The following is a 14,665-nucleotide window of genomic DNA, read 5'->3' as shown; positions in this document are numbered from 1 at the left end:
AAAAAGTGAGAAAAATTAAAATATCAAAAGAGATAATTAAAAAAATAGAAGAAGAAAATGAAAAGTGCATAGGATGTAAACTATGTATGAAAAATTGTCCTATGCTAGATGAATTTTGTAATACACCAAAGGAATTATTAGAAAGAATAAAAAACAATAAAGAAATAGATGAAGTTATTCCGTATTCATGTGCACTATGTAATTACTGCACTCAAGTTTGCTCTCAAGATGTAAATCTTAAAGATATTTTCTATAATTTACGCACTCATATAGTAGATACAAATCAAATTCCACCTAAAGAGTTAGGATATAGTGCTGTAAAATTTCATCAAAAAAATAGTTTTTCAAAAATGTTTTCTACAGGAATTAAAGGATTGGAGAGTAAAGAAAAAAGAACCGTATTCTTCCCAGGGTGCAGTTTAAGTTCATATAGTCCAGATGTGGTTATGAAAACTTATCAATATCTAAAGGAAAAATTACCAGGGATAGGCATTATATTAAAATGCTGTGGGAATCCTACACATACTATGGGTGAAAAAGAAAAATTTAATGATTTTTATAATACTGTTCAGACTGAATTTAAAAATAATAAAATAAAAGAAGTAATAGTTGCATGTCAAAATTGCTATAAAACAATAGAAAAAAATAGCCCTAATATAGTAATAACGTCTTTGTGGGAAGTTATAAGTCAATATGGAGTGCCAGAAGATAAAAAAGATTATTATAAATGTACAGATAAAACATTTAGCATTCATGACCCTTGCCCTACAAGAAATGAAAGCAAAATACATGATGCTATAAGAAATATAACATTACAGTTAGGACTTAAAATTAATGAAATGGAATTTATAAGAGAAAAAACACTTTGTTGTGGATCGGGTGCAATGATAGGAGTAACGAATAAAGATTTATCCTTAAAACAAAGACAAAAGAGAGCGAATCAAAGTAAAAGCAATTATATAATATCTTATTGTGAAGAATGTGTTGAATCTATGAAAAAAGGTGGCAAGAAATCTATTCATATATTAGACTTATTGTTCAATGATGATATAGATAAAACATTTAACCAAGAAGATATAGGTACTATAAAAAAATGGAGTAATAGATATAAGGTAAAAAGGAGAATAGCTAGCAATGTCAGAGATAAAGAAAAATAAACTGATATTAAAATATACAATTATAGTAATTTTAACATTAGGAATAATTTATGGACTAAATAAGGTTAATGTATTAAAAGGATATGGAGCCAATGAAATAAAAGACTATATAAATTCATTTGGAATTTTATCTCCCATAGTTTATGTAGCACTGCTTACACTTCTACCTTTGCTACTTTTTCCAGACTCCGTACTAGTGATAGCTGGGGGTATGGTATTTGGGTTAGTCAAAGGTACTATATTAACTAGTATAGGTTCATTTTTAGGAGCTACAGTATCATTCTATATATCTAGAATTTTAGGTCAAAAAATAGTTAGTAAATTTATAAAAGGTAAATCAGTAAACCTAGAGAAGTATTCGGAACAAGGTGGTCTTTTTATAATACTAATGTTAAGACTTATACCACTATTTCCTTTTAAAGTAGTAAGTTATAGTGCAGGATTATCTAATATAAGATTTAAAGACTTTACAATAGCTACAGTAATAGGGTCTATACCAGGGATTATAGTGTATACAAATTTAGGAGATAAGTCTATGAATATAGGATCTAATGGATTTTATATATCTATATGTTTAGTAATATTGCTATTTGCACTATCGTTTGTATTAAAGAAGAAGTTTTCTATGAAGAATTAATCTTACTTAGGGGGTATTTTAAATGTCTAAATTTAATGAAAAGTTTTTGATGAATACAGATGAAGTTATAGAGTATGTATTAGAAAAAACTGATATCTTTAGAAAAGATGATAATTTAAAATGTGTAGAATTTGGTGATGGCAATGTAAACTATATATTTAAGATTTGGAATGAAAAAACTGAGAAGTCTATAATACTTAAACAAGCAGGACCAACTGCGAGAGCTTCAGAAGAGTTTAAGTTTTCTCCAGATAGAAATAGAACAGAAGCAAATCTTTTAAAATTACAAGGTGAACTAGCACCTGGATCAACTCCAAAAATATATCATATAGATACTGTTATGAATTGCTTTATAATGGAAGACTTGTCTGATCACGAAGTACTTAGAACATCATTACTTAATCATAAAAAAGTATTAGGGTTTACAGACCTCATAACTACTTTTTTAGTCAACTCACTTATAATGACAACAGATATAGTTATGAGTCATAAAGAAAAAAGAGAGTTAAATCAAGACTATATAAATCCAGTACTATGTGAAATAACAAAGGACGTAGTCTATACAGAACCTTTTACGAACTATCTAAATAGAAACAGCATATTTGAAGCTAATAAAGACTGGGTTATTGAACATTATTATAGAGATGAAGAATTAAAGCTAGAAGTTGCGAAAATTAAGTATGAATTTATGAACAATGCGCAAGCATTAGTACACGGGGATTTACATTCAGGTTCTATATTTGTAAAAGATAATTCTGTAAAAGTTATAGACCCAGAGTTTGCTTTTTATGGTCCAATAGGACATGACTTAGGAAATCTGATAGCACATTTGATATTTGCATGGGTAAATGCTGATGCTAATATTGAGGATGTAAAAGAAAAGGAGGATTATAAAAAATGGCTTGAGGATAGTATAGTTGAAATTATAGATATGTTTAAAACAAAGTTCTTAAAATCTTTTAAAGAAAATGCTAAAGATATATCAACACAATCTGAAGAATTTGATAAATGGTACTTAGATAGTATTCTTGATAATACTTCTGGAGTAGTAGGTATTGAGCTATCGAGACGTATTATAGGAATACCTGAAGCCAAGATAAAAGATATAGAATCTATTAATTGTGAAAACTCTAGAGTTAAAGCAGAAAGAATTTGCTTAGCAACTGCTAAAAACTTTATAAAAAATAGAAAATCTTTTAAATCAGGAATAGACTTTGTGAACAATTTAAAAGAAATAGAAAAACTTTATTAAAAATGTTCTTAATTTTAAATATCAAGCCAAGTTAGGAGATGGAGAAAATGATTGAAGGATTATTTAAAGATACAGTTAAATTTGAAGACACACTTAAAGAAAATAAGCTTGATTTAAAAAGAAAAGAAATAGGAACTCTACAGATAAATGTTGGGAAAAAATGCAATCAAGTTTGTGTTCATTGCCATGTAAACGGAGGACCAGATAGAGAAGAGGTTATGGATAGAAAAACTATTGATAGGATACTAGAATTAATAAAAAAGAATAAAAGCATAGATACAGTAGATATAACTGGAGGAGCACCTGAATTAAATCCTAAATTTAAATATCTTATAAGTGAGCTTTCTTTTTTAAATAAAACAATTTTAAATCGTTGTAACTTAACTATACTGCTTGAAAGTGGACAAGAAGATACAGCAGAGTTTTTAGCAAATAATAAAGTACAAATTATGGCATCACTTCCTTGTTACTTAGAAGGGAACGTAGACTATCAACGTGGAGATGATGTTTTTAAAAAGAGCATATCTGCACTTAAAAAGTTAAATAGTTTAGGATATGGTAAAAAAGATACAGACCTTATTCTAAACTTAGTATTTAATCCTAAAGGGGGGACACTTCCACCACCACAGAAGGCACTAGAAAAAGATTATAAAAAGCATTTAAAAGAAAATTATGATATAGACTTCAATCAACTGCTTACGATTACCAACATGCCAATAAGTCGTTTTCAAGAAAATCTAAAAAGAGAAGGTAAATATGAAGAGTACTGTAATCTGTTACTAGAAAACTTTAATCCTGATACTGCTTTAAATGTTATGTGTAGAGATCTTTTATCAATATCTTGGGACGGAAAGATTTATGACTGTGACTTTAATCAAGCATTAGAAATTACTTTAAAAAATAAATCTATATCGATATGGGATATATCTGATTTTAGTGATGTGGAAAAAGAAATATCTTTTGCAAATCACTGCTTTGGATGTACAGCAGGAAGTGGAAGTTCTTGCACAGGAGCACTAGTTTAATATGAGATTATCTATAGTAATGCCAGTAGGATTTAAAGAGGGACAATTAAAATATCTTATGGAAGATTTAAAAGAATTACCAAAAGATATAGAGATTTTACTAGTTACTTCGAGCTTTGAAAATTTGGATGATATTAGTGTAGATAGTAAGTTAACGGTTAGAAAAATATTGTCTCCATCTGGAAGGGGAAAGAGTATGAATGTAGGAGCTAAGGAGTCTAAGGGAGAATTTCTATGGTTCCTCCATGCAGATTCAAGGCTAGATAAAGATACAGTACCATCGTTAATTCGAGCTATGTATGAAAATCCAGAAGATCTTTTATATTTTAACTTAGCATTTTATGATGCACCTAAGGCAATAAAACTAAATGAACTGGGAGTTTATTTTAGATCACACTTTTTGAAAACACCTTTTGGAGATCAAGGATTCTGTATAAGAAGAGATATTTTTGAACAATTAGGTGGATATGTAATTGATGCCCCTTATGGAGAAGATCATTTATTTGTCAAACATGCTATCAGAAATAAAGTTAAGTTAACAGTAATAAAAGCAAAACTTTATACTAGTGGTAGGAAATATAAAAAAAATGGTTGGCTTAAAACTACTCTTACACATCTATATCTGTGGCAAATTCAAGCATATAAAGACTTTAAAAAGCATAATAGGAGTGATAAAACATGAGTACTGCAATAGCCGTATTTGCAAAAACACCTGGACTTTCACAAGTAAAAACGAGACTTGCTAAAGATATAGGAAAAGATACGGCAGAAATATTTTATGAAATGAGTGTCAAAGCCACTGAAGAAGTATTATTGGAACTAAAAATGAAATCACAAAGCTCTGTAGAGCTCTATTGGGCATTAGCAGAAGAGAATGGACTAAATCATCCAATGTGGAATAAATTTAAGACTATATGGACAGGAGAAGGAGATTTAGGGAAACGATTATTTAATATATCAGATAAACTTTTAAAGAAACATAATAAAGTTATATTAATTGGTACAGATAGCCCTCAAATTGAATATGAACTGATATTAAAAACTATAGATAAATTAAATGAAAATCCAAAAAATTGTGTTGTTGGACCTGCATATGATGGAGGATTTTATCTTTTTGGATGCTCTTATTTAATCACCGAAAACATATGGACAAGTGTTTCTTATAGCAGAGAAGATACTCTTGAACAGTTGCTACAAAAGTTGAAAAACGAAAATATATACTATGATTTTTTAAATAAAATGAGTGACGTAGATAAAATAGATGACTTTGAAGCCCTATACCAATATCTATTATTAACAAAAGGAAGGCATCTACCAGAAAGAGCTAAATTATTTGAATGGTTAGAATTAAGTAAATATAAATCAAACTAGATAGGGATATTTAAGGCATAGAGTTTAATTGGGCTTATAGATATACTTATATTCATTTGTACATTAAATATATTCTAGTACAATTAATAAAAACAACAATCTAATATAAAATTCTTATAGAGGACTATATTTTATTGAAAATCATCTTCTTTCTTGCCCATCGTCATCATATCCATTATATTTTATAAGTACAATTGACTATGATATAATCAAACAATATGATAAAAAATAAGTTTATTTTAGAAAAGGGGTTCTGGCAATGCAGATAAAAGAAGCATTGAAAATACACTTTGGTTACGACGAATTTAGGACAGGTCAGGAAGAAATAATAAGGGGGATACTTAGTGGAAGAGACGCATTAGGAATTATGCCTACAGGTGGGGGAAAATCACTATGTTATCAATTACCAGCTATACTATTAGAAAATATGACTATAGTTATATCACCGCTAATATCATTAATGAAAGACCAAGTAGACTCTCTGAATGAGGTAGGAATTCCAGCTACATTTATAAATAGTACTTTAGATAATAATGATCTAGTAAATAGAATAGAAGAAATAAAAAATAACAAATACAAAATTATATATGTAGCACCAGAAAGATTAGGTAGTAGTATATTCTTAAATTTAATGAACAGTATAGAAGTATCACTAGTTGCGATAGATGAAGCTCATTGTATAAGTCAGTGGGGTCACGATTTTAGACCGAGTTACGTAGAAATACCTAGATTTATAAATTCACTAAATAAGAAACCATTAGTGGCTGCTTTTACTGCTACTGCTACAAAAGAAGTAGTAAAAGAAATAAAACAAATAATAAATTTATCCAATCCTATAGAAATAATAACTGGATTTGATAGACCAAATCTGATATACAGTGTAGTAAAACCTAGTAATAAGTTTAATTATTTGATAGACTACTTAGAAAATATACCTAGGGAATCATCAGGAATAATATATTGCTCTACAAGAAAAACTGTAGAGTCCCTAACTAAAAAGCTAAACGAGAAAAAGTTTTCAGCTATAGGATATCATGGAGGAATGAGTTCAGAAGATAGACAATATAATCAAGATGATTTTATCTTAGATAAAACAAAAATTATCATAGCAACTAATGCTTTTGGAATGGGAATAAACAAGCCAGATGTAAGATATGTGATTCACTATAATATGCCTAAAAATATGGAAAGTTACTATCAAGAGGCAGGAAGAGCTGGACGTGATGGAGAGCAGAGTGAATGTATACTTATGTATTCACCATCAGATATAGTAAATCAGAAATTTATTATACAGAGTGAGACGTTATCACCTGAACGAGAAAAATTAATGTATGAAAATCTTCAGTATTTAGTGGATTTTTGCCATACAAATGAATGTTTAAGAAATGATATACTTAAATATTTTGGAGAAGAGTTAAAGGAAGATAATTGTGGAAGTTGCGGTAACTGTTTAGATGAAGGTGAAATGATAGATATAACTATTGAATCCCAAAAAATACTATCGTGCATATATAGAGCGGATCAAAGATACGGTGCAGGTACTATTATACAAACTTTAAGAGGTTCAAAAAATAAGAACATATTAACTTATGGACTTGATAGAATATCAACTTACGGAATTATGAAGGAATATAGTGAAGGAAGTATAAGAGAAATAATAATGACACTTGTATCTAAAGGATATTTGGGTATAACTACTGATAGATTTCCTATTTTAAAGTTAACACAAAAATCTATGGATATTTTAAAAGGAAAAGAAAAGATATATCATAAAAGAGAATTAGTTCATAGAAGAAGAATTGATAACAAGAATGGTGAAAATAGTAAAATAAAAAATACTATTGAAGAATACGATGAGGAATTATTTGCTCTTTTAAGAGATATAAGATTTGAAATCTCTAAAGAAAAAGAATTACCACCTTTTGTAATATTTCATGATATAACTTTAAAACAAATGTCTTCATATTATCCACAAAATAAAGATGAACTCCTTAAAATAAAAGGAGTAGGGATTAAGAAATACGAAAACTATGGAAAAAACTTTATAAATGCTATTAAAGACTATTGTCAGGATAAAAATATAGATATAGAAAAAGTAAGAGAAAATATTAATAGAGAAAGTAATCAAACTAATGATAATTATAAAATTGATGATGGTTCAATTGAAATAGAATCTACTTATGAATTAACATATAATAAATATATAGAAGGAAAATCATTAGATAAGATAGCCGAAGAAAGAAATTTAACTGAAGAAACAGTTTTAAAACATCTTATGAAACTTGAAGAGGATGGAAAAGATATAGACTGGTCTAGTTTTGTTAGTGACACAGAAAAAGAAAAAATGATACTAGAAGCAATAAAAAAAGTAGGTAGGGAAAAGTTAAAGCCTATAAAAGAAAGTCTTCCAGATGATATTAGTTATTTGGATATAAAATTAATTTTAATTAAAAGTAAATTTTAGATTTTTAGAAACCGTACATTTAAATTTTACACAAATGTACGGTTTCTAGTATATTTATAAGTATATATCAGAGAATTCTATATTAACTTTTTCTATCGTCTTTGTACTCTCTATGTATTTATCACTAAAGACAGCAACTTCACTATAGCTAAAGTTTAAGGCTTTAGGGAAAGTAATTTTATATTTACAACCCTCACCTTCAACACTTGTTAAACTTATACTTCCATCCAAAAGTTCCACAAGGGACTTCACTAGAGGTAATCCAAGTCCACTTCCCTCAGATATTCTCGTAAAGGACTTGTCCACTTGAACGAACCTATCAAATATACTATCTAGACTATCTTTTGGTATACCTGGACCATCGTCTTCAAAAAATATAGAAATGTGGTCATCATCATCAACTATATTAACTAAAATATTGCCATGATCTTTACCATATTTTAATGAGTTTGATATTAAATTTAACATGATTCGTTCTATTATATCACCGTCACATAATACAAAGCATTCTTCTATATTGGTATCAAATACAATACTCATATTTTTATTTTTTACATGAAAAGAAACTGATAGAATAATATTTTCAATTATAGTAACTATATTTAAGAAACTTTTATTAGGGTTAAGATAGTTGGAGTCTAATCTTGTTATATCTATTAAGTTGTTACACATTCTAAGAAGACGAAAGCAGTTTTGTTTTATTATTTCGTTATACTTCATAATACCATCTATATTTTTATTACTGATATATATATCTTGTAACTGAATGGCACTGTACATTACGTTTATAGGTGTTCGAAGCTCGTGAGAAAGATTAGAAAAAAAGTTGTTTCTAATAGTATCTTCCTCTATTTTTCTTTGTAGCTTTAGATTAAGCTCATTAATTTTTTTCTTTTCAGATATGTCTTTAATTAAAGTCAATGTACATGGAGAATCGTTAAATAAGATATCTATTTCACTAACCTCTGCATCAAAAACGTTTTCATCTAAAGTTTTAAATTGAGTTTCAAAAGAGCCTTCATCTGATTTTGATTTTTCTATAAAAGATACAATACACTCAGGGGAAATCATACTAGTTATATGTTTACCTTTTATATCATTTTTGTTACTACATTTAAATAAATTTAAAGACGTAGCATTTGCAAATACTATTTTATCATCTTGTCTTATAAGTATAGATGCAGGTAAAGACTCAACTAAATCCTTATACAGATCTTTAGTTTTTTCGAGCTCATTAGTCCTTTTAACTAAATCATTAAAAAGCATATTATATGGTTCAACTAAAATAGATTGTATAACCATCTTATATACAAAAAACAAATATACTAATAAAGCTATATGAGCAGTCGGGTTAAAAATCTTATCATAAGGTTTAGCAAAAATAAATAAAAGAATAGTTATATTAAGAGAAACAGATATGGATAATAAAGTCTTTGCATCATGCGAAGTAAATTTTCTCCTATTTTTATAAATATCATGTGTTAAAAGTAAAGAAACTATGTAAAGAAGTATATTCGCAGTATTCCTTATAGTAATATTAAAAAATAAGATTTCATGTATAGATGGAAAAACATCGAAACAAATTAAGAGTAACATAAATATTAAAATGAAAGCTGAATACCATGAAGCAATAGCCTTAAATTTAATAGGTTTATTATAAAACTTGCAAAATAATATTATAGAGAGTACCTTTAAATAATCCCCAAAGACTTGTAAGTATATATATTTATCTGAGGAAGTATGAATATTAGCATTATAAGCGAAAAATATAGATACCATCTCTACAAGACTAACAAAACCTAATGATAGAGCCAAGAGAGTAAATGTTTTATTTTGTGATATATTACGTGTGTTTATAGCTATAATCATAATAGTAAATCCGATAAAAACTTCACATCCATTTGATAAAAACATAAATGCATTTGAATTATAAAGGTATATTAGATACAAAGTAAAAAATAAACATAAAGTTAACAAAGGCTTTAATACTTTCTTTTGTTTGAATATTGCGAATGGCATTATTATCCTCCTAAGTTTTAATGTCAAGATTATATGATAATATACAAAAAATTAACATACAAAGATAATAATATCATAGAGTCCTAAATATGTATAGATATTTGAAAGTATTTAAAATTGAACTAATATATGGGTTTGAATTAAAGCATGATTATTTTTTGTTTTAACTTTAGAATCCAAAAAATAGTCACTCTACTGCGGTAAGGTACTTCTCACGGGAAAGTGACTACTATAAAATCTATCTATTTTTAAGATTCAATTAAAAACTTATTTTTTCTATTTTTCCTTCCATCATGTTATCTGCCATAGTCCAGAAATGACATTCACCGGTATATACTTTGAATACTATAAGGAAATTATCAATATCATCTTCAGACATTTGATTTAGCCAAGGTCTTTCTTTTAGTAATTTTTCTTTTAAAATATTGTCATTTAGAAATGAAATTTTTCCATTGACTCTCATCATTTTACTGTTGTCTCCAGAAGAAAGAAAACAAAGTTCAATATTGTTGTTAGCCACTAATTGTAAATATAATTGTTTTGTGGAACTAGTATGAAAGTAAAACCCACTTTCATCTGCAAACCACATTAGCATACCTCTTACTCTTGGTTTATTTTCGTCTATAGTTGATAAAAAGCAACTTTGATTTTCATTTGCGAATTTAATTATCTCGTTAAAACCCATATTAACTCCCCCTAATTAATTGAATTATTTCATTAGATTATATACAGATTTAGGAGACGAGTCTTTAAAAAAACGATCATAGTCTTTAAAAATTAAATCATTCATTCCAAGAATTCTGATATTCTGTAGGGGTAATTTTGAAATCCTTATAAAAGCAAGATGATAAGTAAGAGGAGCTATTGAAGCCACACTCCAAGGCTATTTGCGTTATGGACTTTTCTTTAAGTCTTAAAAGCTCTTTAACTTTGTTCATACGCACTCTATATAAATATTTCATAGGTGATATTTGTAATTCTCTTTTAAATATTCGAGTAAGGTGAGACGAAGACATACAAGCCACTTTAGCTAATTTATCTATTGAGATATTATCACCATAATTTGAGCTAATAAAATTTATTACTTTATCGATTTCCATACGAGTTGATATTATATCTCGCTTATGACTGATATTTAATATGCTTCTAATTATGATATGACATATTTCAATACTAATGCAGTGAGCAACTATTCGTCCACCTGGAATATCATTATCTATTTCTAAAATGAACTCCTTTATTTTAGAAATGAGGTTAGGAGATAAGCTATAAGACTCTCCATTAAATAATAAATTATCTTTTACACTATATTCTTCAAGCTGTAATTCAAAAAAGTCTTTGTCAATAAATATTGCAATATATCTATTAAAACCTTCATCCAAAACTTCATGGTGAGGTATATTTGGAGATAATGCTTGAAGTTTTCCCTGCTCCGACTTAATTTTAACATTATCTATAATTAGAGTTGCATCGTTGCTAAAATAAATCACGAACATATAAGACGGATGAGTATGCATAGGAGATATAGAATATAGACACGGTCCTGAAACAGGCGTAAATACTCCTAAATTATCGCTAGGAAAACTGTCTACATACTTTAATTGTTCACTAGTTATAGGACCTATAAGCCTTTTAATCTTTTGATACTTAGTGTCTAACATATTCTCCCACCTTCCTTTGATATAAATTATAACATAGTGTATAGGATTCCTATTCAGTATAGTGACTTAAAATTAATAAAAATAAAAAAGAAAAATAGTATTGACATTATATGAGATTTAACATAATATACATATTAACCTATAGGATTACTTGGGTATTGAAAAGGAGGAGAAAATTATGATTAAGCTGAAAAGTAAGTATTTATCATTAGTGTTAGCAATTCTAACTACTACAGGGGCTTTGATAGGTTGCAGTACTAAGGGCGGAGAACAAACAAATAGCAATATTGCAGATAGTAAAAATACAGAAAAAGTTAAAATTCTAAATGTTTCTTATGATCCAACAAGGGAATTATATGATGAGTTTAATAAATCATTTATAAGCTATTGGAAAGATAAAACAGGGCAAGAGGTAGAAGTAGAACAGTCACATGGAGGGTCAGGTAAGCAAGCGCGTACAGTATTAGATGGATTAGATGCTGACGTAGTTACACTGGCACTTGCATACGATATAGACTCAATAAATACTAAGAAAGAAATTATAAAGTCAGGATGGCAAAAAAGACTTGAAAATAACTCTACACCATACACATCAACTATAGTTTTCTTAGTTAGAGCTGGAAATCCTAAAGGAATAAAAGATTGGGATGATTTAGTTAAAGAAGGAGTAGAAGTAATTACACCTAATCCAAAAACATCTGGAGGAGCACGATGGAACTATCTTGCTGCATGGGGATATGAGTTAAAAAGAAATGGTGGAGATGCAGATGGAGCTAAAGAATTTGTTAAGAAGTTATTTGCTAATGTTCCCGTACTAGATACAGGAGCGAGGGGATCTACTACAACTTTTGTTGAACGTAAGCAAGGAGATGTTTTATTAGCTTGGGAAAATGAAGCTTTATTATCAATGAAAGAATTTGGGGATGGAGAATTTGAAATAGTAGTACCTTCAGTAAGTATATTAGCAGAACCACCAGTAGCAGTAGTAGATGAAAATGTAGATAAAAAAGGAACAAGAGAAGTTGCAGAAGCATATCTAGAATACTTATATACAGATATAGGTCAAGAAATTGCAGCTAAAAACTATTATCGTCCAAGAAATCAAGAGATAGCGAAGAAGTATGAAAGTGAATTTCCTAAGATAGAACTATTTACAATAGATGATGTATTTGGAGGATGGAGTAAGGCACAGAAAGAACACTTTGATGATGGCGGAGTTTTTGATGAGATAATCAGTAAATAATAAATAGGGATGGTAAACTTCTTAAAGTTCATCATCCCTATATTGATATAAAGATAGAATATTGGTTCAAGGAGGTATAGTTGTGGAACTGTCACATAAAATTTCCAAGGTCAAGAAATATAGTATAATACCAGGCTTTGGACTTACTTTAGGATTTACAGTACTTTATATTAGTTTTCTAGTTTTAATTCCAATATCAATGGTATTTTTAAATACTGCTAATATGGGGTGGGAAAAATTCATACAGGTAGCTACAGAACCAAGAGTCTTGGATTCATTTAGAGTAAGCTTTGGAGCCGCATTTATTGCAAGTCTTGTAAATGTAGTTTTCGGATTTTTACTAGCATGGGTATTGGTTAGATATGATTTTCCAGGAAAGCAAATTATAGATGCACTTGTGGATTTGCCTTTTGCACTTCCTACAGCAGTTGCTGGAATAACATTAGCGACACTATATGCGGAAGAAGGATGGATAGGAAAGTATCTGAGTTTATTCGGAATAAAGGTATCATTTACTTTCTTAGGAATTGTTGTAGCACTTATATTTGTTGGGTTTCCGTTCATAATTAGAACTGTTCAGCCAGTACTAATTAATCTTGATAAAGAATTAGAAGAAGCGGCAGCTAGTTTAGGAGCAACACGTTTTCAAACTTTTACTAAAGTTATAATTCCAGAAGTATTGCCAGCATTAATAACTGGATTTTCTTTAGCTTTTTCAAGAACTTTAGGGGAATATGGTTCTGTTATATTTATTGCTGGAAATATGCCTATGAAAACGGAAATATCTCCACTTATAATTATGACTAAACTAGAACAGTATGATTATACTGGAGCTACTGCAGTTGCAGCAATCATGCTCGTAATTTCTTTTATATTATTGCTTATAATAAATTTTATTCAATGGAAAGTAGCTACTAAACATACCTAATTGTAAAGGAGGGATTATATTGAGTGTAGATATATCATTAAAAGAAAAAGAAGATTCTAAGACTACGTCAAACATTGAGGTAACGAAAGAGTCAAAGTTAGTACAGTGGATTTTAGTATCTATAGCTTTAATTTATGTAGGACTAATTTTAGTTATACCACTTGTAGCAGTATTTTCTAAAGCATTACAAAATGGGGTGCTAGTATATATAGATTCTATAAAAGATGTAATGACTATAAAAGCTTTGAGGCTATCACTAATAACTATATTAATATCGGTTCCACTAAATACTATATTTGGAGTAATAGCAGCATGGGCAATAGCTAAATTTGAGTTCAGGGGAAAAAATCTTCTTATAACTATAATAGACTTACCATTTGCTATTTCTCCAGTTATTGCTGGATTTATATTTGTGTTATTATTCAGTAATAGTCATGGACTTCTCGGAGATTTTTTAACTAATCATGACATAAGAATCATATTTAATACTCCAGGGATAATACTAGCAACTATATTTGTGACATTTCCATTTGTTGCAAGAGAACTTATCCCTCTTATGCAATCCCAAGGAAGTACTGAAGAAGAAGCAGCATTAACATTAGGGGCTAGTGGATGGAAGACTTTTTTTTTAGTCACTCTTCCTAATATAAAATGGGCCCTTTTATATGGAATAGTATTGACGCTAGCTAGAGCAGCAGGTGAATTTGGTGCAGTGTCAGTAGTTTCTGGACATATAAGGGGTGTTACGACAACACTACCATTACATGTAGAGATATTATATAACGAATATAAATTTGTATCTGCTTTTTCAGTAGCATCCTTGTTAACCATAATAGCCATAATAAATTTGATATTAAAGAAATTTATAGGGTGGAAGATAAGCAAAGAGTTAGAAAATTAGGGGGATG

Annotated in this window: 13 protein-coding genes; 10 read left to right on the top strand and 3 right to left on the bottom strand. The window is 29.0% G+C overall.

Translation table 11 applies throughout. The features are described 5' to 3' along the window. Nucleotides 1–5: 5 nt before the first annotated feature. From CURI_RS13190 to recQ, 7 genes are all read left to right on the top strand, one after another. The gene (locus tag CURI_RS13190; RefSeq protein WP_014968767.1) at nucleotides 6–1,157 is read left to right on the top strand and encodes a (Fe-S)-binding protein; all 1,152 of its coding nucleotides are present in this window, start codon (nucleotides 6–8) and stop codon (nucleotides 1,155–1,157) included. After that, nucleotides 1,135–1,794 carry a TVP38/TMEM64 family protein gene (locus CURI_RS13185; protein WP_014968766.1) on the top strand — a complete coding sequence of 220 codons (660 nt, stop codon included), beginning with the start codon at nucleotides 1,135–1,137 and terminating at the stop codon, nucleotides 1,792–1,794. Before CURI_RS13190 ends, CURI_RS13185 begins: the two co-directional genes overlap by 23 nt. Before the next feature lie 22 nt (nucleotides 1,795–1,816). Beyond that, nucleotides 1,817–3,046, top strand: a complete 1,230-nt coding sequence (gene mtnK / locus CURI_RS13180; protein ID WP_014968765.1) for an S-methyl-5-thioribose kinase — start codon at nucleotides 1,817–1,819, stop codon at nucleotides 3,044–3,046. Between the two features lie 47 nt (nucleotides 3,047–3,093). Continuing rightward, nucleotides 3,094–4,071: an arsenosugar biosynthesis radical SAM (seleno)protein ArsS gene (arsS, locus tag CURI_RS13175; RefSeq protein ID WP_014968764.1), complete on the top strand. Its 978-nt coding sequence runs from the start codon at nucleotides 3,094–3,096 to the stop codon at nucleotides 4,069–4,071. A gap of 1 nt (nucleotide 4,072) precedes the next feature. Beyond that, the gene (locus CURI_RS13170; protein ID WP_014968763.1) at nucleotides 4,073–4,753 is read left to right on the top strand and encodes a TIGR04283 family arsenosugar biosynthesis glycosyltransferase; all 681 of its coding nucleotides are present in this window, start codon (nucleotides 4,073–4,075) and stop codon (nucleotides 4,751–4,753) included. Then, a complete protein-coding gene (locus CURI_RS13165; RefSeq protein WP_014968762.1) occupies nucleotides 4,750–5,442 on the top strand; it encodes a TIGR04282 family arsenosugar biosynthesis glycosyltransferase in 693 nt (230 codons plus the stop codon). Before CURI_RS13170 ends, CURI_RS13165 begins: the two co-directional genes overlap by 4 nt. Nucleotides 5,443–5,701: 259 nt before the next feature. Continuing rightward, the gene (recQ, locus tag CURI_RS13160; protein WP_014968761.1) at nucleotides 5,702–7,906 is read left to right on the top strand and encodes a DNA helicase RecQ; all 2,205 of its coding nucleotides are present in this window, start codon (nucleotides 5,702–5,704) and stop codon (nucleotides 7,904–7,906) included. A 54-nt stretch (nucleotides 7,907–7,960) separates the two neighbouring features. Here the strand turns inward: recQ and CURI_RS13155 are convergent, their stop codons facing one another. The 3 genes from CURI_RS13155 to CURI_RS13145 form a co-directional block, all read right to left on the bottom strand. Next, on the bottom strand, nucleotides 7,961–9,925 hold the full coding sequence (locus CURI_RS13155; protein ID WP_014968760.1) for an MASE3 domain-containing sensor histidine kinase: 1,965 nt from the start codon (nucleotides 9,923–9,925) through the stop codon (nucleotides 7,961–7,963). A gap of 259 nt (nucleotides 9,926–10,184) precedes the next feature. Beyond that, nucleotides 10,185–10,610: a pyridoxamine 5'-phosphate oxidase family protein gene (locus CURI_RS13150; RefSeq protein WP_014968759.1), complete on the bottom strand. Its 426-nt coding sequence runs from the start codon at nucleotides 10,608–10,610 to the stop codon at nucleotides 10,185–10,187. A 97-nt stretch (nucleotides 10,611–10,707) separates the two neighbouring features. After that, nucleotides 10,708–11,586 (bottom strand): helix-turn-helix transcriptional regulator, encoded by an 879-nt coding sequence (locus tag CURI_RS13145; protein ID WP_014968758.1) that lies wholly within the window; start codon nucleotides 11,584–11,586, stop codon nucleotides 10,708–10,710. A 178-nt stretch (nucleotides 11,587–11,764) separates the two neighbouring features. Here CURI_RS13145 and CURI_RS13140 point away from each other — a divergent pair, with 178 nt between their 5' ends. From CURI_RS13140 to cysW, 3 genes are all read left to right on the top strand, one after another. Further along, nucleotides 11,765–12,829: a sulfate ABC transporter substrate-binding protein gene (locus tag CURI_RS13140; RefSeq protein WP_014968757.1), complete on the top strand. Its 1,065-nt coding sequence runs from the start codon at nucleotides 11,765–11,767 to the stop codon at nucleotides 12,827–12,829. A gap of 82 nt (nucleotides 12,830–12,911) precedes the next feature. Then, nucleotides 12,912–13,757: a sulfate ABC transporter permease subunit CysT gene (gene cysT, locus CURI_RS13135; RefSeq protein WP_014968756.1), complete on the top strand. Its 846-nt coding sequence runs from the start codon at nucleotides 12,912–12,914 to the stop codon at nucleotides 13,755–13,757. A 19-nt stretch (nucleotides 13,758–13,776) separates the two neighbouring features. Continuing rightward, nucleotides 13,777–14,658, top strand: a complete 882-nt coding sequence (gene cysW, locus CURI_RS13130) for a sulfate ABC transporter permease subunit CysW (protein ID WP_014968755.1) — start codon at nucleotides 13,777–13,779, stop codon at nucleotides 14,656–14,658. Nucleotides 14,659–14,665: the final 7 nt, after the last annotated feature.

It is taken from the genome of Gottschalkia acidurici 9a, from assembly GCF_000299355.1.
GTDB classification, from domain to species: Bacteria; Bacillota; Clostridia; order Tissierellales; family Gottschalkiaceae; genus Gottschalkia; species Gottschalkia acidurici.
The sequence above is the reverse complement of the archived record's forward strand: the minus strand, read 5'-3'. Positions and strand labels throughout refer to the sequence as shown.